Origin of the sequence: Roseimaritima sediminicola (assembly GCF_009618275.1) — a bacterium.
Classification (GTDB): Bacteria; Planctomycetota; Planctomycetia; order Pirellulales; family Pirellulaceae; genus Roseimaritima; species Roseimaritima sediminicola.
The window spans coordinates 140,617-163,330 of record NZ_WIAD01000002.1 but is presented as its reverse complement, the minus strand read 5'-3'; the positions used below and the strand labels follow the sequence as shown (position 1 = coordinate 163,330).

The 22,714-nt window shown below is 62.5% G+C and carries 20 protein-coding genes; 15 read left to right on the top strand and 5 right to left on the bottom strand.

Annotated elements, in window-relative coordinates:
* The first annotated feature begins 134 nt into the window (after positions 1-134).
* Positions 135-1,427 (top strand): hypothetical protein, encoded by a 1,293-nt coding sequence (locus GE027_RS02290; protein WP_202617304.1) that lies wholly within the window; start codon positions 135-137, stop codon positions 1,425-1,427.
* 104 nt (positions 1,428-1,531) lie between these two features.
* Complete coding sequence (locus tag GE027_RS02285; RefSeq protein WP_153555549.1) at positions 1,532-2,542, top strand: zinc-dependent peptidase; 1,011 nt, start codon at positions 1,532-1,534, stop codon at positions 2,540-2,542.
* A 154-nt stretch (positions 2,543-2,696) separates the two neighbouring features.
* Here the strand turns inward: GE027_RS02285 and GE027_RS02280 are convergent, their stop codons facing one another.
* Together GE027_RS02280 and GE027_RS02275 are read right to left on the bottom strand one after the other, a co-directional pair.
* Entirely contained in the window at positions 2,697-5,495 is a 2,799-nt protein-coding gene (locus tag GE027_RS02280) for a hypothetical protein (RefSeq protein ID WP_153555548.1), read from the bottom strand.
* A 165-nt stretch (positions 5,496-5,660) separates the two neighbouring features.
* Entirely contained in the window at positions 5,661-7,271 is a 1,611-nt protein-coding gene (locus GE027_RS02275; protein WP_202617303.1) for a vWA domain-containing protein, read from the bottom strand.
* Between the two features lie 248 nt (positions 7,272-7,519).
* Here GE027_RS02275 and GE027_RS02270 point away from each other — a divergent pair, with 248 nt between their 5' ends.
* The 7 genes from GE027_RS02270 (at position 7,520) to GE027_RS02240 (ending at position 14,286) form a co-directional block, all read left to right on the top strand.
* On the top strand, positions 7,520-8,743 hold the full coding sequence (locus GE027_RS02270; RefSeq protein WP_153555546.1) for a GIY-YIG nuclease family protein: 1,224 nt from the start codon (positions 7,520-7,522) through the stop codon (positions 8,741-8,743).
* 72 nt (positions 8,744-8,815) lie between these two features.
* Positions 8,816-9,559, top strand: a complete 744-nt coding sequence (locus GE027_RS02265; protein ID WP_153555545.1) for an MBL fold metallo-hydrolase — start codon at positions 8,816-8,818, stop codon at positions 9,557-9,559.
* 186 nt (positions 9,560-9,745) lie between these two features.
* Positions 9,746-10,381, top strand: coding sequence for a hypoxanthine phosphoribosyltransferase (hpt, locus tag GE027_RS02260; RefSeq protein ID WP_153555544.1), 636 nt, complete (start codon positions 9,746-9,748; stop codon positions 10,379-10,381).
* Positions 10,382-10,387: 6 nt separating this feature from the next.
* A complete protein-coding gene (locus GE027_RS02255) occupies positions 10,388-11,599 on the top strand; it encodes a glycosyltransferase family 4 protein (RefSeq protein WP_153555543.1) in 1,212 nt (403 codons plus the stop codon).
* A 2-nt stretch (positions 11,600-11,601) separates the two neighbouring features.
* Positions 11,602-12,777 (top strand): glycosyltransferase, encoded by a 1,176-nt coding sequence (locus GE027_RS02250; RefSeq protein WP_153555641.1) that lies wholly within the window; start codon positions 11,602-11,604, stop codon positions 12,775-12,777.
* A 39-nt stretch (positions 12,778-12,816) separates the two neighbouring features.
* Positions 12,817-13,575: a 5'/3'-nucleotidase SurE gene (gene surE / locus GE027_RS02245; protein WP_153555542.1), complete on the top strand. Its 759-nt coding sequence runs from the start codon at positions 12,817-12,819 to the stop codon at positions 13,573-13,575.
* A gap of 96 nt (positions 13,576-13,671) precedes the next feature.
* Complete coding sequence (locus tag GE027_RS02240) at positions 13,672-14,286, top strand: response regulator transcription factor (RefSeq protein ID WP_153555541.1); 615 nt, start codon at positions 13,672-13,674, stop codon at positions 14,284-14,286.
* 170 nt (positions 14,287-14,456) lie between these two features.
* On the opposite strand, the gene dsrP is transcribed toward GE027_RS02240, so the two are convergent.
* From dsrP to GE027_RS02225, 3 genes are read right to left on the bottom strand one after another with little or no spacing between them, the layout of a single operon-like run.
* Positions 14,457-15,707: a sulfate reduction electron transfer complex DsrMKJOP subunit DsrP gene (gene dsrP, locus GE027_RS02235; protein ID WP_153555540.1), complete on the bottom strand. Its 1,251-nt coding sequence runs from the start codon at positions 15,705-15,707 to the stop codon at positions 14,457-14,459.
* Between the two features lie 20 nt (positions 15,708-15,727).
* Positions 15,728-16,681, bottom strand: a complete 954-nt coding sequence (locus GE027_RS02230) for a 4Fe-4S dicluster domain-containing protein (protein WP_153555539.1) — start codon at positions 16,679-16,681, stop codon at positions 15,728-15,730.
* Entirely contained in the window at positions 16,668-17,351 is a 684-nt protein-coding gene (locus GE027_RS02225) for a hypothetical protein (protein ID WP_153555538.1), read from the bottom strand. The genes GE027_RS02230 and GE027_RS02225 overlap by 14 nt, the downstream gene beginning before the upstream one ends.
* A 213-nt stretch (positions 17,352-17,564) precedes the next feature.
* Here GE027_RS02225 and GE027_RS02220 point away from each other — a divergent pair, with 213 nt between their 5' ends.
* From GE027_RS02220 to GE027_RS02195, 6 genes are all read left to right on the top strand, one after another.
* Complete coding sequence (locus GE027_RS02220) at positions 17,565-17,858, top strand: chaperone NapD (RefSeq protein WP_153555537.1); 294 nt, start codon at positions 17,565-17,567, stop codon at positions 17,856-17,858.
* Positions 17,839-20,289, top strand: a complete 2,451-nt coding sequence (locus GE027_RS02215) for a molybdopterin-dependent oxidoreductase (RefSeq protein ID WP_237607189.1) — start codon at positions 17,839-17,841, stop codon at positions 20,287-20,289. The genes GE027_RS02220 and GE027_RS02215 overlap by 20 nt, the downstream gene beginning before the upstream one ends.
* Positions 20,286-21,095 carry a nitrate reductase cytochrome c-type subunit gene (locus GE027_RS02210; RefSeq protein WP_237607188.1) on the top strand — a complete coding sequence of 270 codons (810 nt, stop codon included), beginning with the start codon at positions 20,286-20,288 and terminating at the stop codon, positions 21,093-21,095. Before GE027_RS02215 ends, GE027_RS02210 begins: the two co-directional genes overlap by 4 nt.
* A gap of 13 nt (positions 21,096-21,108) precedes the next feature.
* The gene (locus GE027_RS02205) at positions 21,109-21,927 is read left to right on the top strand and encodes a 4Fe-4S dicluster domain-containing protein (protein WP_237607187.1); all 819 of its coding nucleotides are present in this window, start codon (positions 21,109-21,111) and stop codon (positions 21,925-21,927) included.
* Positions 21,924-22,253, top strand: a complete 330-nt coding sequence (locus GE027_RS02200) for a hypothetical protein (RefSeq protein ID WP_153555535.1) — start codon at positions 21,924-21,926, stop codon at positions 22,251-22,253. The genes GE027_RS02205 and GE027_RS02200 overlap by 4 nt, the downstream gene beginning before the upstream one ends.
* Positions 22,254-22,378: 125 nt before the next feature.
* Positions 22,379-22,714 (top strand): cupin domain-containing protein, encoded by a 336-nt coding sequence (locus GE027_RS02195; RefSeq protein WP_153555534.1) that lies wholly within the window; start codon positions 22,379-22,381, stop codon positions 22,712-22,714.

The window sequence follows — 22,714 nt, the reverse complement described above, 5'->3', positions numbered from 1 at the left end:
TTTGCCCAGCGCGGCTGAGACAATTCTCGACTGGAACAATTCTCGATTGGGACAGCTGAGCTGCTATGGAACAGCCGGCTTCGCGACGGTCCATTCTCCCGCCTCGCTACGACTCCCCTCTCGGAGGTCCTGCCATGCCGTGTGCACCTGCGTTCCGATGGTTTTTCCGCTTGCTGGCCATCGTGCTTCTCGCGGCGTGCTGCCCTCTGCAGCTGAGCGCCCAATCGGCCTCTTATGAATTGTCGCCGATCGATTATCTGGATGCCGAGGTCCACGACGCGGTCGCCAAATTGGCCGAGCGGATCGAGCGGGGCGAAGTCGAACTGGACTTTGATGACCAGCACGGGTACCTGCCGGCTTTGTTGGACCAGTTGGACGTGCCGGTCAGCTCGCAGACGTTGGTGTTTTCCAAGACCAGCCAACAGATCCACCGCATCAGTCCCCTGCGACCGCGAGCCCTATACTTCAACGAAACGGTGTACGTAGGCTGGTGCCAGCGGGGCGACTTTCTGGAGATCGCGGTCACCGATCCGCAGCAGGGAGCGATCTTTTACACGCTTGAACAGACACCGCAGCCGCGTCCTCAGTTCGTCCGCGACCAGGGACAGTGCTTGACGTGTCACGCGACCAGCCGCACCCAGAACGTTCCGGGCTATCTGATGCGCAGCGTTTACAGCGACCGCGGCGGTCGTCCGCTGTTGGGCCGAGGAACCTATGTCACGGACGAGACCAGTCCGTTTGAAGAACGCTGGGGCGGATGGTACGTGACGGGCCAACACGGCGAGATGCGACACATGGGCAACCAGATGACCAGCGGTACGGAGCAGATGGATTTGGATCAGGGTGCGAACCTTACCAGCTTGGACGATTTGGTTTCCACCAAACCCTACCTGACGCCCCACAGCGACATCGTGGCCCTGATGGTCTTGCAGCATCAGACCCAGATGCACAACGCCATCACGGCGGCCAATTTCGAGACGCGTGAGGCGCTGCATCAATCCTTTACGATGAACCGTCTGTTGGAGCGCGAACCGGACTTCATCAGCGACAGTGCCAATCGCCGGATCGATCGTGTGACCGAAAAGCTGGTGGAGCGGATGTTTATGTGCGAGGAGTATCCGCTGGAATCACCCGTAACGGGGACCAGCCGATTTGCCGAGGAGTTTGCGGCGGCGGGAGTCCGCGATTCGCAAGGCCGATCGCTGCGAGACCTGGACTTGCAGACGCGACTGTTCCGTTATCCCTGCAGTTTCCTGGTCTATTCCGAAGCCTTTGTCAGCCTGCCCGAGGAGGTCCGCCGGCGCGTACTCCGCCGGGCCACAGAGATCCTGCAGGGACAGGACGACTCGGAACAGTTCGCGCATCTCGACGCGCACGTGCGGAAGGAAATTCTGGAAATCCTCCGGGACACGCATCCCGACTTCTGATGCGGCGCGATTTCCGTCCCGGCGCGATGTCTGTTTCGTCGACGGTTTGACCGCCCGAGTACGCTGTCTCGTATCGACCGTTTTCATTTCTTTACGAGACAGCCATGTTGGTCACGCCGGAAAGCAATCGCAGCAACCAGATTCTGGCTGCGACCGTTGCGGCAATCGTTCTGCTTGTTGGCGGCGCACTTGCGTTCGTCTGGGCACCCTGGTGGTTGCTGTTGGCGGCGACCGCACCGTTGGTCTACTACCTGTTGCGTCGCCGTACACTGCGCCGCAAACAGGTGCTGGCGAGCCGCTTTCCCGAGGTCTGGGAAGCGGCACTGGTATCGCAGGTGGATTACTTTCGCGTGCTGGACGAGCCACGACGGGAGCGGTTTCGCAATCTGGTAAAAGTCTTCCTGGACGAGGTCACGATCACGGGAATCGGCACCGAGGTCGAGGAGAGCACGCGGGTCTTGGTCGCGGCCAGTGCGGTCATCCCGATCATGGGCTTTGAGGACTGGGAGTACGCGGGGCTGGGCGAGGTGCTGATCTATCCCAGTTCCTTCAGCGAAGACTACCAGACCGACAACGTCGAAAACGCCAATACGCTGGGGATGGTGGGGGTCGGCCATTTGAGCGGCGTGATGATTCTGTCCAAGCCGTCGTTGTTGGCCGGGTTCCGCAACCAGACCGATAAACGCAATGTCGGCATCCATGAATTTGCACATCTGGTGGACAAAGCCGATGGCGACGTGGACGGGATCCCGCCGGGTTTGGACCAGGCGGCCTACCAGCCCTGGGTTCGCTGGGTCGGCGAGGAACTGAAGCGAGAGGTCCGCCAAGGCGAGCATATCGATGACTACGCCTACACCAACGAAGCCGAATACTTTGCGGTGCTGAGCGAGTACTTCTTCGAAGCCCCGGCGCTGCTTGAGCAAAAGAACCCCGAACTGTACGCGATGCTACAGCGGATCTATCACCAGAACCCGAAGCGGATTTTTGGGAAACGTCGTCGACGGCGGCGGCGGGTCGGACGCAACTCGCCCTGCCCCTGCGGCAGCGGCGAAAAGTACAAACGCTGTTGCCGCCGCAAAGCGATGCGTGGGATGCCCGTGGCCAAAGCGGCATAGAAGCCTTGTGGCATAGGCTTCTAGCCTGTGAAGATACTTTCACAGGCATAGAAGCCTATGCCACTGCTCACAGGCTGGAAGCCTATGCCACTGTTCACAGGCTGGAAGCCTATGCCACTGTTCACAGGCTGGAAGCCTATGCCACATTGGCCGCCTAGAAATCGGCCTTGCGGATCGTGGTGCTATCGGAGCGGGTGCGCGGCTTGGCGGGACCCGGACGTTCGTGCTGGGTATCGATGGCGGCATCGATCACCAAGCGATCCTCGTACTGCGTGAGGTTCGCATCGGCGCCGCGGAACCATTTCAGCACCGGGGCGGTATAGTCCGGCGGCGCGTGACGGTGGGGGGCGGCGGCCGTGGAATCCCAGGCAGTGCTGACCCAGCGCCGGCCACGCGGTGTCTCGCGGCGCTCGTACTCACCGCCCAGCGGACAGACCAACCGGGCGTCCAGCAATTGCTCGCTGGCCGCCAGCGCCGACGCCTCGTCCAGTTTCAGTTGCTCGCTCAACCGGTCCAGGAACGCCGCGCCGGCCTGCGAAAGCTCGGCCGCTTGTTGATACAGCTGGTCATTGACCCAGCCTTCCAGCTGGCTGCCCACCAGGTTGCCCACATGCAACCGAACCTGGGCTTCGTCATCGCTTTGGACCACGGCGATTTCCGGCAGCGAGTTGGCCAACACTTCGGGCTGGAAGGACAGCACGCTGAAATCGCCGCCCTGAAATCGGTACAGGCCGCCCAACAACCGGGTCAGCCCCGGTTCCACGAGCACCCCTTGGCCCAGTCCCAGGGGCAACCGGTCCAGCAGTCCCGGCTGGGGCCAGGCGCCCAGGTATCCCGGCAGGGCTCGCAGCGCCATATAGGTTCGCAGCACGCCGCTGAACTGTTCTGGTTCGGGCGGATGAGCATCTTTGATCGCGGCGAACAGGTGATGCGGCGGGATGGTCCCGCCCAGTTCCGGACTCTCCACGTGAGCCTGCACCGAGACGATGTCGTCGGGCGCAAAGCGGATCGAGGCCCGGGTCGGCGGTCCCAACTGGCGAGCCAGCGTTCCGTATTTCTCGGGAACCAGCGGTGCGACTTCGGCGTGAATCGTCAAGCGTTCCATCCCGCCCTCGATGTCGTTGCGTCCGATGCCAACCATGATCGGATCGAACTGTTTCCAATGTTCGCTGAAATAATCGGCGCGCCGTCGATACCAAGCGGCTTCTTCTTCGGTGACGCTGTCGATCGCAACGTCGGCGATTGGCAGGAATGATCCGCGGCTGCCACGCAGGGAATCGACGACGCGGTCTTGCTGGCGCAGCGGCCCACTGCCATCGGGACGCAGTCCGAATCCGCGGGGCAGGTAACCGGCGGCCATCAGGTCTTCGATCGATTCCAGCGGCCGCCCCTCGCCGGCCGCCGTCAGGGCCGCCAGTCGCAGCAGTGAAATGTCCGCATGGGAAACCAAACGGCGACGCAGTTCGATCTGATACTTGGGGCCGACCAGGTTTCGCAGCATGCCCGGTGAAAAGTACGCGAACAACGTGTCCTGGCGGTCTACGGGCATCAGCCGGCGAGCCAACTGGAACTCGCGAGTTTCGCCCAGCGAGGGGGCTCCATCGGCGACGGCAAAAAATCGTTCGACCAGATGCCGACTGTTGGACACCAAGAAATAACTTCCGTGGACCGCCAAGAACGAACGCAAGCGATTGTCCGGCGTGGACAACAGACTGACAGAGCGTCCGGCGATCTCCACATCCTCCAGCGTCGCGTCGGATTCCGCGCGCGCTCGCCCGCTGCGTTCATTGCGGAGCGAAGCATCCAAGAGGAAGTTGTTCTTGGATTTGATCAACACGCCCAGGGACGCGCCTTCGGAGAGAAACAGGTCGGTTCCCACGATGGCTTGGTCTTCGACGACCGTGGCGCCCAGCAACCGCGACACCTCGGTCAACTTCATCGCCAACTGGTCTTCGACGCGCCGCGTTCCACCCTGATTGACGCCGCGCAAGCTGACCATCGCGGTGATGTCGCCCCCGTACAGACGCGACAGATCGGTGAACCAGAGGTAGTTCTCAATGGAACCAAACCGCAGGTAGAAACATTCCGGCGGGACGTGGCGAGCGGTCTCCTCGACGATCACCTCCTCGGGCAGATCGATCGGCGGACCGTCTTGCCAAGCCGGCGGTTCCGGCAGAGGTAGACTGGCCAGCGCCTGGGTGGCCGACACACGGGCCGCGGCCTGCTCGAGCAACGTCGCCCGCAACCGCTCGGTGCCGCCGATCATCTCCAGCACCGAACTCCACTGTTGCTCGCGCTCGGCCAACGCGTTCTCAGCCGCTTGCGGATACGGCAGGTCCAGCCGCCGGCTGAGCATCGACAGCAGATAGGTTTCGACGAACGGTGGGTAGGAAGCGTTTTCGATCGCGTGGACGGCGGTTTCGCCGTAGGCTTGCCACCAGCCATCGAGCAGCATCCGGTGCTGATCGGCGGCGGCCGTCGGACGCACCTCCAGCGCCAGCTCGGTCGCCCCGCTGAACTGAACCGCAAAGGGCTGTCGCCCGCGAAACAGAAAATACACCTCGCGTCCGGTGGCGCGTTGTTCGGGTGGCGTCGTCAAATTCTGCAGGGCCATTTCCAGCCGCCTCAGCGCGCGGCGGCGGCGCGCGCCCCGATCGATGATCGATTCGTCGGGACGAGCCGGTCCGGCTTCGGGAACGATGTTTCGCGAGACTGGATATTGGACGCGGCCTTGGACATCGGTCACCGAGATCTCTCGACCGGAAACCAGGAACTCGCTGAGCGATAGTGGCAGCTGCACCCGAGCCACGCCGAACGGTTCTCCGGCCACCGCCGTGACCTTGACCGCCGGTGGGGCCGCCGGAGCAGGATCGATCGGACCCTGGGCGCGAGCCATCCACGGGCCGGCGGCAAGCACGCCCAGCCCAACCGTCAACAAAATCGGGATCGACAAACCGCTCGCTTCCATCCCTGACGCCCTACCAAAATGCATCCGTTTGGATCGCATGGTTTCACTCCTGCTAGTCGATTCTGTGTACGTTCCCCGGGCCCAGGGCAATCCTAACACAGCCGGGCAGAACCGCGTAGCAGCGAAAACCGGAGCCCGCGCCCGAAGGGCTCAGTCGGTGCGTGTACCGCGGCGCAGTGACGCGGCGGCCGCGACCATCTCTACGAACTCTTGCCGAAACCCCCAGGGGTCGTCACCGAGCGCGGACTGCGCGACCTCTTCAATGGCGTCCAGCGTCCAGTCGCCCGCGTAGCGGCTATCGCGAAGCAGCATCCCAAAACCGGCCACTGCGGCGGCAAATTGGAAATCCGTATCGGTTTCGGAGAAAGCCCGCCCGCTGTCGTCCACGGCCCACTGCTGCAGGATACTCTGCTCCTGGCCGGGTTGTTTGTAACGCAGTTTAACGGTCATCAGTTCGCCGGACGCGGCGGCCAAGGACGGCTCGGCCGGCGTCTGGTACTTCAGCGGATCCGTTTCCGGCAGCTCTGCCACGGTCGCCGCGCCGGCCGGAACGATTTCATACAGCGCCGTCACACTGTGACCGGCACCGATCTCGCCAGCGTCCTTGGTGTCGTCGTTGAAATCCTGACTTTCCAGCACGCGGTTTTCATAACCGATCAACCGATACGCCGCGACCGCGTGCGGGTTGAACTCCACCTGGATCTTCACGTCTTTGGCGATTGTGACCAGGGTCCCGGACAACTGTTGGACCAACACCTTGCGGGCTTCGTTATAGGTGTCGATGAAGGCGTAATTGCCGTTGCCGCGACCGCTGATCTGTTCCAGCATCGCATCGTTGAAGTTGCCCATACCGAAACCCAAGACGGTCAGTTCGACCCCCGCCTTGGACTGCATTTCGACCGTGTCCAGCATCTGGTCGGTCCCGGTGCGGCCGACGTTGAAATCGCCGTCGGTGCACAACAGCACGCGATTGGTTCCGCCCTCTACGAGGTTTTCCCGCGCGACGTTGTAGGCCAATTCCAAGCCCGCCCCGCCGTTGGTGCTGCCGCCGGCGTCCAGGCGATCGATCGCGGCGAGGATCGTGGCTTGCTGGTCACCCGGGGTACTGTCCAGAACCAATCCGGCCGACCCGGCATAGGCCACCACGGCCACCCGATCCTGGCCGTCGAGTTGCTCGAGCATCAACCGCAAGCCGCGTTTGAGCAGCGGCAAGCGGTTGGGCGAATCCATCGAACCGGAGGAATCGATCAGAAAGACCAGGTTGCTGGGCGGACGCTGGTCCAGCTGCATCGGGCGGCCCTTGATGGCGATGCGGGCCAAGCGATGTTCCTCATTCCACGGACAACTGCTGACCGCAACATGGGTGGTAAACGGTTCGCTTTTTTCGGGCGAGGGTCCGGCGTAGTCGTAATCGAAGTAGTTCACCAGTTCTTCGATACGCACCGCATCGGGGCGCGGCAAGCGGTTGTGCTGGAGCAGAAACTGGCGGACTTTGCTGTACGAAGCCGTGTCGACGTCGATCGAGAACGTGCTGAGTGGTTGCGCCACGACGCGCAGAAACGGGTTTTCGACGATCTCGTCATAGCGATCACCGCCGGAGCCCGGACCGGTGCCCTCGTCGGTTTCCGGCGGCCCTTCCGCATCGACCGCGACCGGCGGCGGCATCCCGGCCGGTTCGGAGGTCGCCCGCGAGCTCAATGCGGCGGAGTCGGCCGCGGGTTGGCCGATCTGTTCCGTCCCGCATCCCGCGATTGCTAGCACACACCCACACAGCGCAAATCCCAGGCATCGGGAAGGTAGCCGGTACGGCTGGAACGGTCCGAGGAGGGTCATCGATCGTCTCCGCAAGTCGAAGGAGAGGGGGGAGGGAAACCAGACACACCAATCAGACGAGCTACCCCCCGGGGCGGATTGGAATTAATTCATTTTTCCGCCGGACAAACCGTCGACGGTATGCAAACTCGGTGGTAGGTTGATCGAGCTCACTTCACACCCAGGGATGGTCCAGCATGGACGCGATGTGGAAACCCGACGAACCTCGCGGCGGCTTCGGCCCCGATCCGTTTAATCCCTATCCGTTTGCCCGGCCCCTGACGCGGATCGGTGGCCACTGCAAAAAGCAGCTTCGCCAGGAGATTCAAGCGACCTGTCCTAAGTTGCCCGGGGTGTACGGGATGCTGGACCGGCAGGGACAACTGATCTACGTCGGCAAATCCAAACAGTTGCGTTCGCGTTTGCTCAGCTATTTCAGTGAGTGCAACGCCGAAGAGAAGGGCGGCCGGATCATCGCCGCGACGCGGGCCATCCAGTGGGAGACGCAGCCCAGCGAGTTTGCGGCGCTGCTCCGCGAACAGCATTTGATCCGCACGCTTGCGCCGCGCTGGAACGTGCAGGAGATCCCCAAACGCCAGCGGCCGGTTTATCTCTGCCTGGGACGAGCGCCGGCGCCGTACTTCTTTTTGACTCGTCTTCCGCCCAAGGACTACGTCGCCTGTGAAGGCCCGTTCCACGGTGCCGGGCGGATGGGCCACGCTGTCGACGTGTTGAACAAGCACTTTAAACTTCGCGATTGCAGCAGCCAACAAGCGATGCACTTTGCGGATCAACTGTCGCTGTTCCAACTGGACCACCGGCCGGGGTGTTTGCGGCTGGAGATCGGCAGTTGTCTGGGGCCTTGCGCGGCGGCATGCAGCCGCAGCCAGTACGACGCTCAAGTGGCCGCGGCCAAGAGTTTCTTGGAGGGCATGAATGCGGAAATTCTGGACGATTTGCAGTCCGCGATGGAATCGGCCGCGCTGCGTCGTCAATTTGAATTGGCCGCGCGGGCTCGAGACAGCCTGCGGGTGCTGGAACGGCTGCACAAGAAACTGCTGTTTTTGGCGGATGTTCGCCGCACTTATTCGTTCGTCTATTCCGTTGCCGGATACGACGGCAGTGGGATCTGGTATCTGATTCGCAACGGCGAGATCGCCGACCGCTTGGTAGCCCCCAAGTGCAAAGAAACGTTCGCCCAGGCCCGTCCCGATCTGCGCCGCTGGGCCGCCGAACTGGAGGGAACCGGTGGCCCGCCGACGGCCGGACCGGCCAGCTTGTACCCCCACACGCTGTCGCTGGTTGCCAGATGGTTTCGCAAACACAAACAGGCTCACCAACAGACGTTCTTGCCCAGCCAGGCCGGACGCAAATACCGCAGTCCCACGGTCAATCCACGGCGCTACACCATCGTCGGCTAGCCAGCGTCGATGCTGCTATAATCGACCCCCATCTCTTCCTTCCGCACCCGTGGCAATCGACGAATCGGCATCATGCAACTGCACTGCCTTGGTACGGCGGGGTATCACCCCAACGAACACCGGCACACCTCCTGTTACGCGGTTCCCGAAGCCGGGGTGGTGCTGGACGCCGGTACCGGCATGTTTCGCTTGGCGCCGTTGATCGAAACCGACCAGGTCGACATCCTGCTCAGCCATGCGCACCTCGATCATGTGGTCGGGTTGACCTTCCTGCTGGCCACGCTGTACCAGCGGCCGGTGGAGGTGGTGCGGATCTGGGGCAAACGCCAAAAACTGGACGCGATCCGGACCCACCTGTTCGCCGAGGACCTGTTTCCGGTGCCCTTGGAGGTGCAGTGGTGTGCGCTGGAAGATGGGCCGCCGGAGCTGTTGGGCAAGCCCCAGGTCCGCTGGTTCTCACTGGAACATCCCGGCGGCTCGGTCGGTTACCGGATCGATTGGCCCGGCCACTCCTTGGCCTACGTCTCCGACACGGTTGCCGATCCGATCGCCGATTACGTGTCGACGATCCGCGGTGTGAATCTGTTGTTGCACGAATGCAACTTTCGCGATGACCAGACGCAGTGGGCCGAGAAGACCGGGCACTCGTGGACCAGCCGTGTGGCCAGCGTCGCACAGATGGCCCAAGTGCGACAATTGGTCCTGACGCACTTGAATCCCTTGGAGAACGGCGACGACCCGGTGGGCATCGATTCCGCTCGGCAACTCTTTCCGCAAACCCAAATCGCCGCCGACAAGATGGTCCTGGAGTTTTAGGCTCCAGAGTAGCTCGGCTGTCCCCAGCCGAGACCAAATTAGCCGGCTCGGCTGTCCCCGGCGGAGCCCTCTCAGTGACCTGCGAAACCGCGTCGTTTTCGGTTACACTTCATCCCGTACCCGCTGAGGTGCGTTTGCAGAGTTGGTTCCTGTCCTGCTGTCTGGTTGTTTACAGTCGAGAGGTAGATGCGCGTTCTGTTCGATGAATCACAGTTGCTCGACGGGGTCCGGCGGCTGGCAGCAGAAATCGATGCCCATTACCAAGGACGTCCCTTGACGGTCGTCGCGGTGATGACCGGTTCGGTCGTGTTGTTCGCCGACTTGATCCGCATGCTGTCCATGCCGCTGCGGGTCGGCGTGATCCAGGCCAGCAGCTACCGCGGGGGCGTCAAGTCCGGCGAGTTGACGGTTGACACCCAGATGTTGTTGGACATCAAAGGCCGCGACGTGCTGTTGGTGGACGATATCTTCGATACCGGTCGGACGCTGGAGCGGTTGGTTCAGATCATCCAGCAACGCGGTGCGAGCTCGGTCAAGAGCGCCATGCTGCTTCGCAAACGCCGCCAACACGACGTAGCGATCCAGCCGGACTTTGTGGCCTTCGAGATTCCCGACGAATTCGTTGTCGGCTACGGCTTGGACTACCGCGACATGTATCGCAATCTGCCCTATCTGGCGATCCTGGACGAAGAGGAAATCGCGCGCGGTGCCGAGCCGTCGCTGGAGAGCGGTGTCGCGGATTCCGGCGACACGAGCAACGCCAGCGGTACGGCCGAGACAAGTCGTGCGCCGGATTCGACAACCGATCGCGAGTCGGTGTGAGCTGTCATGGGTGTCCTTCGCACATTGCTGGTAACCCGTCGCTTTTGGCCGCATGTCGGCGACGACGCAGCGTGTCGATTGGCCGCCCTGGCCGAGGGATTTCGGCGCAGCGGTGCGCACCCTCACATCGTAGCCGCTCGCTACGCCGCGTCTTGGCCCAAGGCCCTGGTCGTCCGCGAGACCCAGCTGTCTCGGCCGGCTCCGGCCCCGCGCAGCGATTGGTCGATGTCGCGCTACACCCGGGCCCTCTCGAACTGGCTTCGCGATCAAGCCGCCGGCTACGACCTGATCTACGCCGACGCGATGCGTGAAGAGGGTGCGGTGGCCGTGGAAACGGCGCGCCGCGTCGGCGTCGCCTCGGTGGTCCGCTACGGCGGCGTGGGACGCCGCTCGGATCACGCCTGGTCGTTGGGCTCGCGCAATGCCAGGCGTTGGTTTTCGATCTGTTTAAAAGCCGATCGCATCATCGCCACCCGCGCGTCGGCCGAACAACGCTTGCTGGCCGCCGGCGTCGGCCAGGATCGGATCGTTCGTATCGACAACGGCTTCCTGCCCACCGCACCGCCCGATAACGCGCACCGCCAGGCCGCCCGGCGGGTCCTTTCGCAGGTCAACAGCGACCTGTTCGTCCCGGTCGACGGACAGGTGCTGCTGTCGACCAACCAGATGCTGCCCGGTACCGGACTGGACGCCCTGGCCCGCGCCTTGCCGCCCCTGCTGGAGCGGCATCCCAAGCTGCGGGTCTGGCTGGTGGGCGACGGGCAGCTGCGCGAAGAACTGTACGACTACCTGCGGGGCATGGGCGTCCGCAGCCAGGTGGCGATGCCCGGTTGCTTTGCCTCGCTGGACGAGGTCTTGGCGGCGGCGGACGCCTATGTGTTGCCCGGCGACGAGGATGGGCTGGAGTATTATTTCCCGCGAGTTCTGGGGGCTGGCGTGCCGGCCGCGGTGGTCGATACGGTAGAGACCCGCCGGCTGCTGGGCGAGGACTTCGCATCGCTGCCCAGCTTTGCCGCCGAGGATCACCCGGCGATGCTCGGGGCCCTCGAACGCCTGCTCGCCACGCCCCAGCAAACCCTCGCTCAGGCTCGTCTGGTCCGCCAACGCGTCCTGCAGCACAGCTTCCAGCACTCCGTCGAAAAACACCTCCGCCTGTTTTGCCAATTAACCGGCAAAACCCTGGCGGGCACTCCGAAGACTGCCGAGCCGCTACCGTGACGATCCGCCTGTGCCTGGTAATCCCGACCCTTGATTGCGGCGGAGCCGAAAAGCAGTTGTGTCTGCTGGCCGCCGGACTGCCCCGCGACCGCTTCGATGTCCACGTCGTGCTGCTGACGCGCGATGGGCCGCGGCGGCGGCTACTGGATGAGGCGAATGTGCCGGTGACGGTGATCGGCAAACGCTTGAAAGCGGATCCGACCGCTTACTTCCGGCTGCGACGATGCCTCAAACGCCTGCGACCCGACATCGTTCACACCTGGCTGTTCGCCGCCAACAGCTACGGCCGGACGGCCGCCCGATCACTCGCTGTACCCACGATCCTCGGTTCCGAACGCTGCGTCGATCTGTGGAAGACCAGCCGGCATTTTGCCATCGATCGCTATCTGGCGCGGCGAACTACCGGCCTGACAACCAACAGCCAGGGCGTCATCGATTTCTATGCTCGTCACGGAATCGACGCGGCACGCTTTCATGTGGTGCCCAACGGAATCGAAACCTCGCCCGACGACGCCGTGCGGCGTTGGCCAAACACCCCGGAAGCAGCGGGCGCGTCGCCGGTGGCCGCCTCCTCCGCCGCCGCCGGCCGGTTGGACCGCGACGCCGCTTGTCGGCGGTTGGGGGTCGATCCCGGGCGTCGTCTGATCTTCGCCGTAGGACGCCTGTGGCCACAGAAACGCTACCGCGACCTGATCTGGGGCGGCGAGATGCTAGGGCTGCTGCGCGGTGATACCACGCTGGTCATCCTGGGCGATGGACCGCAACGCGGAGAATTGATGCGTTACCGCGACGCGGTCACCAATCCCCAGCGAGTTTGGTTTGCGGGGCCGCAACAGGACGTACCGGAACTGCTGCCCCACGCCGAGGCGTTCTGGATTGGCAGCGCCTACGAAGGCCAAAGCAACGCGGTCATGGAAGCCATGCGGGCCGCTGTGCCGGTGGTCGCGTCGGATATTCCCGGCAATCGCGATCTGGTCGTCGACGGCCAGACCGGCATTCTGGTGGGCTTGGGCGATGCGGCCGAATTCGCCAAGGTGACCAACGGTCTGCTGGAGGACGCCGACCGCGCGGCGGACTATGGTCGAGCCGGCCGAGCCCGAATCATCGAACACTTTTCGATCGACGACATGACCCAGCGTCACGTCGACCTGTATCAAACGCTGTCCCGCCGCAGCTGAACACCTTTCTCTCGTCCGCTTGGGGACCTCGTAAACACGATGAAGATTCTGTTGACCAATGACGACGGCGTGTACGCACCGGGGCTGGCCGCGATGGAAGCCCAACTGCGGCACCTGGGCGAAGTCTTTGTGGCCGCGCCGGCGACCGAACAAAGCGGCGTGGGGCATTCGATCACGTTTCTCACGCCCTTGGTTTGTAAACGCGTGATGCGTCAGGATCGCAGCGCGGCCTGGGCCGTCGAAGGTTCGCCGGCGGACAGCGTGAAACTGGCGATCGCCGAACTGTGTCCGTGGCGTCCCGATCTGGTGGTCAGCGGCATCAACAACGGTTTGAATGCCGGCATCAACGTCCTGTACAGCGGGACCGTAGCCGCCGCGATCGAAGGCGCCTTCTTCGGCGTGACCAGCTGTGCGGTGTCGCTGGAGTACGATCCCGATGCGGATTTTCAAGCCGCCGCGGTCGTCGCTCGCAACGTGATCGGCGGCATCGTCGACCGCCCCGCCGCGTCCGGCGGGTTGTTCAATATTAATATCCCCACCGCCGCCACGCTGCGGTCGGCCGAAGTGCGAGTCGTACCGATGGGCCTGGCTCACTACGGCGACCGCTATGAGAAACGCCAGGATCCCGGCGGACGCGACTACTACTGGGCGGTCTGGAATGCACCGGAAAAACCGCCGCAGGACGGCACCGATGTCACGGAACTGCGGGAAGGCCGCGTGACGGTGACGCCCCTGCAGTTCGATCTGACCCGCCGACAGCTGGCCGCGGACATGCAGGACTGGAACCTCCGCAGCTGAACCTGGACACGCAAGCTATAGTTACAGTACCGGGGCTGTCCGCAGCCAACGTAGAATTCAATTTTTCGCGACCGACGCACGACGAGGCAGATAGTGATGGTTCCAGTCGAAGGCAACGAAACCGAACGCCCTCCGGTTTATACGGCTGCGGACGCCGGAGCCGAGAGCATTCTGGTGGTCGACGACGCTTTTATCCTTCGGGACCGCTTGGCCATCGCCTTCCAACAGCGTGGCTTTCGCGTCGAGACAGCCGAGGACTACGACCAGGCGGTCAGCGTGTTTTCCCTGCGGCCCACCGACCTGGCCGTGCTGGATCTGCGGATGCCCGGCCGCAGCGGCCTGGACCTGCTGCAGAAGATCAAACAGCTCCGGCCCGAGACCCGCGTGCTGATTCTGTCCGGCTTCGGCAGCATCGCCACCGGCATCGACGCGGTGCGGCTGGGGGCCACGAACTTTCTGAGCAAACCGGCCGACGCCGACGACATCCTGGCCAAATTCCTGCAGGGTGATCAACCCGGCCCGCTGCCGAAACCGGATGCGGAATTCCCCGCCCCGTCGCTGGCCCGCAGCGAATGGGAGCACATCCATCGCGTGCTGGCCGACTGCGGCAACAACATCAGCGAAGCGGCGCGGCGACTGGGCATCCATCGCCGCTCGCTGCAGCGAAAGCTCCGCAAGCGCGCCCCCGAAGACCCCGGCCAGCCCACCTAGTGCTGCGTCAGCGTTAGATTTGAGGGTCTGGCCGTAGCTGAAGTCGCCAGACTTTGGACCTTTTCGCAGCTTCAATCCAATCTCTGGCGAGATCAGCTACCCTAAGATTGGGCTTCGACGCACCACTAGCCTATGCCACTTTCACAGACCGAAAGCCAAGGGCGGGGGGCCTAATGTTCCGCCGGATGCCTCAGCGTCGGCAGGGCCGTTTTGATCGCGATCGTAAAGACCATCAAACCGAACGCCCAGATGCCGACGGTGACTTTCCACTCCAGTTGACTGGGCACGTATTCGACGATTTCGTGCAAGGTGCTGGGAATAAAACCGGGGACGATCAGGCCCATGCCTTTCTCGATCCAGGCCCCTACAAATGCCATGCAACACGCCGCGACCAGCAGTGGTCTGCGGCGAAGCTCCAGCAGCCCCGGCCACAGCAAAAGCAGCGCCGCCGTGATGTTCAATCCGATCGCCGTCCAGATCCAAGGAACCAGCGCGGTCTTGCCGTGCAGGCCAAAAAACAGATACTTCGCCGCGCTGGTGTGACTGCCGCCGGTATAGAACTCAGTAAACAGCTCCGAGGTCACCATCAGCAGATTGATCAGGATGGTTACCCGAACGATTTTGGTCAGCGTGGCGATGGGCTGGTCCAGGCCACCAACCCCGGTGACGCGTTTGATCAACACCATGGACACGATGATGAAGGCCGGGCCCGATACGAAGGCCGAGGCCAGAAACCGCGGAGCCAGCAGCGCGGTATTCCAAAACGGTCGCCCGCCCAGACCGCAGTATAGAAACGCGGTGACCGTGTGGATCGAAATCGCCCATACGATCGACAACATCACAAACGGCACGTACCACACCGGGTTGGGCTTGCGGCCCAGGTAGCGCATGTACAACAGATAGCCGCAGATGTGCAGGTTCAACAGCAGGTAACCGTTCAGGACAATCACGTCCCAGGTCAGCATCGAGATCGGAAAGTTGAACTTGCCGATCACCGGCATCATGTGCCAGAACCGATCGGGACGGCCGAGATCGGCGATCACGAACATCAGACACATCACGATGGCCGCGATGGCCAGCAGTTCGCCGATGATCACGACGTCGTGCATCTTGCGGTCGCGGTACAGGTACGCCGGGATGACCATCATCACCCCGCCCGCGGCCAGGCCGACCATGAACGTAAAGTTGGCGATGTACAGTCCCCAACTGACATGGTCGGTCATATTGGTCCCGATCATGCCGCCGGCGACCTGATTGGCCCAGGCGTTCGCGCCGACCAGGAACAGTGCGGTCAGAACCGTCATCCAGGCATAAAACGCCAGCGAGCCTTCGGTCGCCAGCCACAGCGAACGCCCCAGGAACCGAGGGTAGCTGGTGACGTGCGATTCATTCTCGCCCGGTGGCGCCGTGATACTGCTCATGGTCGATTTGATCGAAGTATTTAATCGAAGTAATAGAAGAACGCCGGCTTGGTGCCGAGTTCCTCTTTGAGGATGTAGACGCGTTTGTTTTCAAGGATCCAGCGAATATTGGAATCTTTGTCGAGAATGTTGCCGAACACGCGGGCCCCGGTCGGACAGGCTTCGAGACAAGCCGGCAAGCGACCGCGGCGGGTTCGGTGCAGGCAATAGGTGCACTTTTCGACCACGCCGACGGGACGCACGCGGTTGCTCAAGTAGCTTTGGTCGGGATTGATTTCCTCGGCCGGCACGACGGGTTTCTTCCAATTGAAACGCCGCGCGTGGTAGGGGCAGGCCGCTTCGCAGTAGCGACAACCGATGCACCAGTTGTAATCGACGACCACGATGCCATCTTCCTCTTTCCACGTGGCTTTTACCGGGCACACGTCCACGCACGGCGGCTCGTCGCACTGCTGACACTGTACCGGCAGATAAAACTTGTCGTCCTTGGGCACCGTGCCGGTATAGGTCGTCGAGCCTTTCTCCATGTCCATGGTGCCCTTGGGCATTTCCACGACGCGGATGTAGGACTGGTTCGTGTCACGGTCGTGGTTGTTTTCCTTGTGGCAGGCTTCGACGCATTTGCCGTTGCCGTTACACACACTGAGATTGATCGCGTAGACGAACTTGGTGCCGGGGATCGGACGGTCATCGGCGATTTGAACGTCCGCCCCGTATTGCTCTTTGGCCTCGGCTTCCAATCGAGCGATCACATCGGCCTTTTGCTCGGGCGATAGCTCGGTGTAGTGCTGCTGCATGAACTCGGCCGCCGTCGTATTCTTCGCAGCCTGTCGCAGCGGCGAGACAGCGGCCACAAAGGCACCGGCGCCCAGCGTCGCAAAGGCTCCCTTCACGGCGGCTCGCCGCGTAAAGTTTTGGACGACCGGAAGCGACGGCTTGGAAGTCGGTTGAGGGGTCGATTCAGTGTTCGCCATGCGAGTCCGCTCCTTCGTGATCGTGATGGTCGTCCGCAGGTACGTTGAAGCGATCTTTGGGTTTAAAGCCGACGACCATCTTGGGATAGACCGGCGAATGCGGGTCGTGGCAATCGATGCAGTTAATTTTCATCTGCGGGCCGCGGCGCAAATCCCAGTGCCCAGTCATGCCGCCGTGGGCTCCGTGGGCAAACGATTCGGCTTGCTGGCTGTGACACTGCGAACACATCGTCATCACGTCTTGGTACGCGACCGCGGTGCCATCGGCCAAACGCAGCGTGTCGGCGTCTTGGGGGTTATGGCAAGCGTAACAGGCCAGGTTGCCGTGCGCGACGCTCAATCCCTGGTGAAACTCGTCCAGTGTCGCCGGTGTCGTGTTGCCGAAATTCGGATCGCGGATGCTGTGACACGTCGAACAGGCGGCTTCGGGACTGCGGCCCTGAGGGTCGCGGCCGGCCAGCTTGACTCGCGGCGGTCCGTCCGGCTTGCGAATCAACACGGAAAACAATTCCGCCGAGTCCGCCTCGTGTTCGCCGGACACCTGCGCGGCCGAAGATGATTCGGCGTCGGGCGACGCGGCTCCGGCATACCTCGCCGCCAATGGATCCTCAGGATGCTCGATCCGTTCGCCCGCGCGATGGCCTTGCTGCCAGACAACGATCCCGACCATCGCGACTGTGCAACAAACGGCGCCGGCTAGCGCCAAATTTGTCAGTGTCCTTCTCAATTTTTCACCCTAACCGAGGTTTCGCTGTCTCTGTTAAAGGTATACGCTCATGTGCACGTTGCCGAAACCCCACTTCGTGCCGCATTCCGACGGTCTTGGGCGGTTGCGATCCGCAACGCAAAGCACTCTTCGCATCTCAATCTGTGGATTTCCGCGATGCCAATCAGTGGACTCGTCATCACGTTCGATCGTCCGGTCGCGCAGTGCTCCGCTGCGATCTCCGCCCTGCGGGCGATGCCGGAAGTTGACTTGGGGCACGCCGAAGAGAACAAATTGGCAGTCGTGGTCGACACGGAGACACAAGAACACGATAGGCTTGTTTGGGAAGCGGTGCAACAATTGCCAGGCGTCGCGGATGTCGCGATCGCGCTGGTGGCTTTTGACAAACACACGGACGAAAACGACCCGCGGGCTAGAACGAGCGAGCGCAATGATGAACCGGTTGAATAACGATCGTCGTCAAGTGATGAAGGCCGCCGCGATGGCCGCCGCCGGAACCCTGGTCGCCGGCAAAGCCTCGCTGCCGGTGGTGCAAGCCGACCAGGCGGTCGATGACTTGCCCGACGGCGACGGTCTGTCATGGAACAAAGCCCCGTGTCGCTTCTGCGGTACGGGTTGCCACGTGCAGGTCGGTGTCGAGGATGGTCGTGTGGTCGCGGTAGCTGGCGACAAGGCGGCCGATGTAAATAAGGGGCTGCTGTGCGTCAAAGGCTATCATGTCGGCGGCATCCTGTACGGCAAAGACCGCTTGACCGAGCCGCTGCTGCGTCAGGAGGACGGCTCCTTGAAACCGATCGCCTGGGACGAAGCGATCGAGATCATCGCCAAACGGATCTTTGATTCGCCCGAGACGTTCGCCTTCTATGGTTCGGGCCAGTGGACGATTCCCGAAGGCTACGCCGCCCAAAAATTCATGAAGGGCGGACTGGGGAACAATCACATCGACCCCAACGCTCGGCTGTGCATGGCTTCGGCAGTCACCGGCTTCATTGCCACCTACGGCGTCGACGAACCGGCCGGCTGCTACCAGGATCTGGACGAATGCGACGTCTTGATCACCTGGGGCAACAACCCGGCCGAGATGCACCCCGTACTGTTCTCCCGCGTCACCGACCGCCGCTCGCGCGGCGAGACGGTTCGTATCATCGACATCGGTACCCGGCGCACGCGCACCACCGATGCGGCCAATGATTACCTGGAAATGAAACCGCATGGCGATGTGGCGATCGCCCTGGGCATCATGCACTTGTTGATCGAAAACGACAACTACGACAAAGCGTTCGTCGAACAGCACTGCAACTTCCGAGCACTCGAAGCCTCGCTGCCGACCCTGCAAGGCGAACCGATCAGCGAAGCAGAGTATCGCAAGCGAATTGCCAAATACACGCCGGAGTTGGTTGAAGAACTGTCCGGCATCCCGGCCGACAAGATTCGCATGCTGGCCGATCTGTTTGCCGATTCTGACCTACGCATCACCAGTCTGTGGTGCATGGGCATGAACCAGCACACGATGGGCACCGCGATCAATTCGCTGGTACACGGCGTGCACTTGATGTCCGGTCACTTTGGCCGTCCCGGCGACGCACCGACCAGTTTGACCGGACAACCGTCGGCCTGCGGCACAGTCCGCGAAGTCGGCACGCTGGCCCACGCCCTGCCCGGTGGCCGGGTGGTTGCCAACGCAGAACACCGCGCCCAGAGCGAAGCGTTCTGGAACGTGCGTCCCGGCAGCATCAGCCCCGACCCGGGCTACCACACGGTCCAGATGTTCGAGGCGTTCACCAAACCGACCGACGAAGGCGGCGACATCACCACGATGTTCGTCCAGGTCACCAACCCCGGCCAGACGCTGCCCAACCTGAACAAACTGTTCAACAGCAAACAGGGTCTGGAAGACAAATTCTTGATCGTCAGCGACGTCTATCCGACGGCGACGACCGCCCTGGCCGACCTGATTTTGCCGGCGGCGATGTGGGTCGAAAAGAATGGCTTGTTCGGCAACAGCGAACGACGCACCCAGCAGTGGTTCAAAATGGTCGACCCGCCGGGCCAGGCTCGCGATGACTGCTGGATGACCATCGCAATCGCTCGCAAATTGTTCGAGATGGGCCACGAAGGCATGCGGGACAAGGACGACAAGTTCCTCTTCGCCATCGAGGACGATCAGGGCGAAGAGATCCCGATCTGGGACTTCGCTCACTACTACGACACCAATGTCGACAAGCATTTGTTCGAAGAGTACCGCCAGTTCACGACGCTGAAGCACAAGAATCTGGCCCCCTACGACGAATACGTCAAAGCCCGCGGCTTGCGTTGGCCGGTCGTCCAGCAGGACGATGGCTCGTGGCGGGAGACTCGATTTCGGTTTGCCGCCTTCGACGATCCATTCGTCGCCGAAGGCCAGGAGTTCGATTTCTATCACTCCACCACTGATGATGGCCGAGCCCAAATCTGGTTTCACGATTACCTGCCACCGCCGGAGCAGCCCGACGAGGAGTACCCGCTGTGGCTGTGTACCGGCCGCGTGCTCGAGCACTGGCACAGCGGCACGATGACCCGCCGACTGGCGCCGCTGAACCGAGCCATGCCGACGGCCTATGTGGAAATGAACGCCGCCGATGCCAAGGCGGCCAACATCCGCCAAGGCGAGACCGTGGTGATCGAAACCCGTCGCGGCAGCACCGAATTGCCCGTCTGGATCGACGGCCGCGGACGCCCACCGGCCGGGACGATCTTCGTCCCCTTCTTCGACGAATCCAAACTGATCAACGACTGTACGCTGGAGGAACATGACCCGTTCTCCAAACAGCCCGACTATAAAAAGTGCGCTGCCCGCGTGGTGAAGAAGAACTCTGTGAAAAGCACCGAGGTGTCGTCATGATGCGCCGCCTGGTACCGATTTTTCTCGCCGGCGTGATCGCCGTTGCCGTCGTCGGTTACTTCGTCGGTATTATGGACGGCGTTCCCCAGCCGGACGGCTTGCACCAAACGGCGTTGGTCGCCCGGTTCGACACGGACTTGATCGCCCAAAACCCCAAATTGGTTCCGGCAGTCTCCTACGCCGAGGTCCCACAAACCCCCATGGGCCCGACGGCAACCTGGCGCGAACTGGCTCAGCCCTTGCCGCAGTCCGAGTACGATTTGTACACGAAGTTCGAACCCAGCGAAGCCGAGAAGGAAGCGTCTAGCAAATTGAGGGCGTCGCGACGGGCCTATAACGGCGCCCCGCCGATCATCCCGCATCAAATCGAAAACACGTCGGATGCCGCCTGCTACGCGTGCCACGGCGGCGGCGTGAAGATCGACGGCGTACAAGCCAGTGTGATGTCGCACCAGTTCCTGGGAAACTGCGTTCAGTGCCATGCACCGATGGCTCCCAAACCGTTTCAAGATGTCGACGCCTCGGTCGAAACCAGCTTCGCCGGATTGCCGGCTCCCAAGCAGGGCCAGCGGGCCTATCCCGGAGCCCCGCCGACCATCCCGCACTCGCGCTGGATGCGCGAGAACTGCAACGCCTGTCACGGCGGTCCGCACGGCTGGGCTGGCATGGAATCGACTCATCCTTGGCGAACTAACTGCACCCAGTGCCACGCGCCGAGTGCGACGCTGGACCAAATGCCCGAAGCGGAATTGTTCAGCCCGGAGAATGTTCCCATGTTGCCACCGCTGGATGTCGCGACCAACTAATTCGGGAGAAGCATTGCCCCCCAGCCACCAACGTCGCTCCGACCCGTCCCGCCCAACCCCGACCAACCCGCGTTCGGTCGCCGCGCAAACCGGCCGCCTGCTGCGCCGCTGGGTCCGCGCGGCCGGACGAGCCCTGTTCGCTCCGAGAAAGCTGAACCGCAGTCGCCGCGATTTGCTGCACGGACGGTTCTGGCGATTCGTCCCCGCGTCGCGGTTCCCGCCGCTGGTCACGCGCTATCCCAAACCGCTGCCTCCCGACCAACGCCCACCGCGGGCCGAACCGCGAAACATCGGCGGCATCAACATTGATCCGGTCCCGGCGACAGACCTGAAACGCCAACCTAGCCCGCCCACCGTCCCGGTGTTTCGCCCACCCGGTGCGATCGCCGAGCCGCAGTTCATGGCCGGGTGCACTCGCTGCGGCGACTGCATCACGGCGTGTCCCCACGACGCGATCGTTACCGCCGCGGAGCGTCTCGGCGCCGTCGCCGGCACCCCGATCATCGAAGCCGACACGGCGGCCTGTGCGATGTGCGAGGATTTTCCTTGCATCACCGCCTGCGAACCCGGCGTCCTGAGCCCCTCGGTCGCCCCGATCATGGGCACCGCCCAGGTCACCCCGCATCTCTGCCTCGCTCACCACAATACGCTCTGCACGGTGTGCAGCGAACGCTGTCCGGTCGCCGGTGCGATCACACTGGCCGACGGCAAACCCACCGTCAACGAAGACGTCTGCACCGGCTGTGGCATGTGCCGCTATGTCTGTCCCGCACCGGAAAACGCCATCCTTCTGATGCCCGCTCTGACCCGTCCCGGATTGCCCCACCAATGAGTTCGGAAAAGCTGAGACTCGAAGACCTTCATCGTCTCGAAGACAACCAACCCCTGCCCGAAATCCTGCAGGCCGAATGGGCTCGGGACCAAGTCCTGCAGCTGTTCGCGGACCTGGCCGCCGGAGCCGATGTCCAGCACGTCCAGCTGCGATCCTCCGCGACCGATGCGGCCGTCGCACTGGCCGAAGCCCAGGCTGCGTTTGCCGCCGGTGACGCGCAAGCGATTCAGGTGCGATACGTGTTCGAAGGCGAGATGTGGTGCGACACGATCATGCCGGGCAACCCGACCACAAAGATTATCCGCAATCGCTTGCCCAGCCCTTGAACGTCGCGTCAAAGGCAAGCCGCATCGCAGTGCGGACAACTTGACACAGGCCTTTGTTTCTGTACCTTTGGGTGTACTTTGCGAAGTTGCCAACCCCCATCCTTTTTTTAACCGAGACGCAACCCATGGCCATTCATCACGCCGATCCCGCCGAAGTCATTTCGCTGCAGCCTTTGGGCGAAAAAATCGCGGACACCAAGACGCACACCCTGTTCAAGACGGCCGCTATGGAAGCGATTCGACTGGTGCTGCCGGCCGGGAAAATCCTTCCCGAACACAAAGCGCCGGGCGAGCTGATCGTGCAGTGCCTGGAAGGGCATATCCAGTTCACGGCCGGCGGGACGCCGCGGGCGATGAAAACGGGCGACATGCTGTACCTGGCCGAATCCGAACCGCACGCTGTCGAGGCCACCGAGGACTCCACCGTCTTGGTGACGATCGTGTTTACCAACCGCCGCTGA

What these genes read in the sequence shown, in the direction of transcription:
- GE027_RS02290 (WP_202617304.1), top strand. Translation starts at nt 135, where the DNA reads ATGCCGTGTGCACCTGCGTTCCGATGGTTTTTCCGCTTGCTGGCCATC.
- GE027_RS02285 (WP_153555549.1), top strand. Translation starts at nt 1,532, where the DNA reads ATGTTGGTCACGCCGGAAAGCAATCGCAGCAACCAGATTCTGGCTGCG.
- GE027_RS02270 (WP_153555546.1), top strand. Translation starts at nt 7,520, where the DNA reads ATGGACGCGATGTGGAAACCCGACGAACCTCGCGGCGGCTTCGGCCCC.
- GE027_RS02265 (WP_153555545.1), top strand. Translation starts at nt 8,816, where the DNA reads ATGCAACTGCACTGCCTTGGTACGGCGGGGTATCACCCCAACGAACAC.
- hpt (WP_153555544.1), top strand. Translation starts at nt 9,746, where the DNA reads ATGCGCGTTCTGTTCGATGAATCACAGTTGCTCGACGGGGTCCGGCGG.
- GE027_RS02255 (WP_153555543.1), top strand. Translation starts at nt 10,388, where the DNA reads ATGGGTGTCCTTCGCACATTGCTGGTAACCCGTCGCTTTTGGCCGCAT.
- surE (WP_153555542.1), top strand. Translation starts at nt 12,817, where the DNA reads ATGAAGATTCTGTTGACCAATGACGACGGCGTGTACGCACCGGGGCTG.
- GE027_RS02240 (WP_153555541.1), top strand. Translation starts at nt 13,672, where the DNA reads ATGGTTCCAGTCGAAGGCAACGAAACCGAACGCCCTCCGGTTTATACG.
- dsrP (WP_153555540.1), bottom strand. Translation starts at nt 15,707, where the DNA reads ATGAGCAGTATCACGGCGCCACCGGGCGAGAATGAATCGCACGTCACC.
- GE027_RS02230 (WP_153555539.1), bottom strand. Translation starts at nt 16,681, where the DNA reads ATGGCGAACACTGAATCGACCCCTCAACCGACTTCCAAGCCGTCGCTT.
- GE027_RS02225 (WP_153555538.1), bottom strand. Translation starts at nt 17,351, where the DNA reads ATGGTCGGGATCGTTGTCTGGCAGCAAGGCCATCGCGCGGGCGAACGG.
- GE027_RS02220 (WP_153555537.1), top strand. Translation starts at nt 17,565, where the DNA reads ATGCCAATCAGTGGACTCGTCATCACGTTCGATCGTCCGGTCGCGCAG.
- GE027_RS02215 (WP_237607189.1), top strand. Translation starts at nt 17,839, where the DNA reads ATGATGAACCGGTTGAATAACGATCGTCGTCAAGTGATGAAGGCCGCC.
- GE027_RS02210 (WP_237607188.1), top strand. Translation starts at nt 20,286, where the DNA reads ATGATGCGCCGCCTGGTACCGATTTTTCTCGCCGGCGTGATCGCCGTT.
- GE027_RS02200 (WP_153555535.1), top strand. Translation starts at nt 21,924, where the DNA reads ATGAGTTCGGAAAAGCTGAGACTCGAAGACCTTCATCGTCTCGAAGAC.
- GE027_RS02195 (WP_153555534.1), top strand. Translation starts at nt 22,379, where the DNA reads ATGGCCATTCATCACGCCGATCCCGCCGAAGTCATTTCGCTGCAGCCT.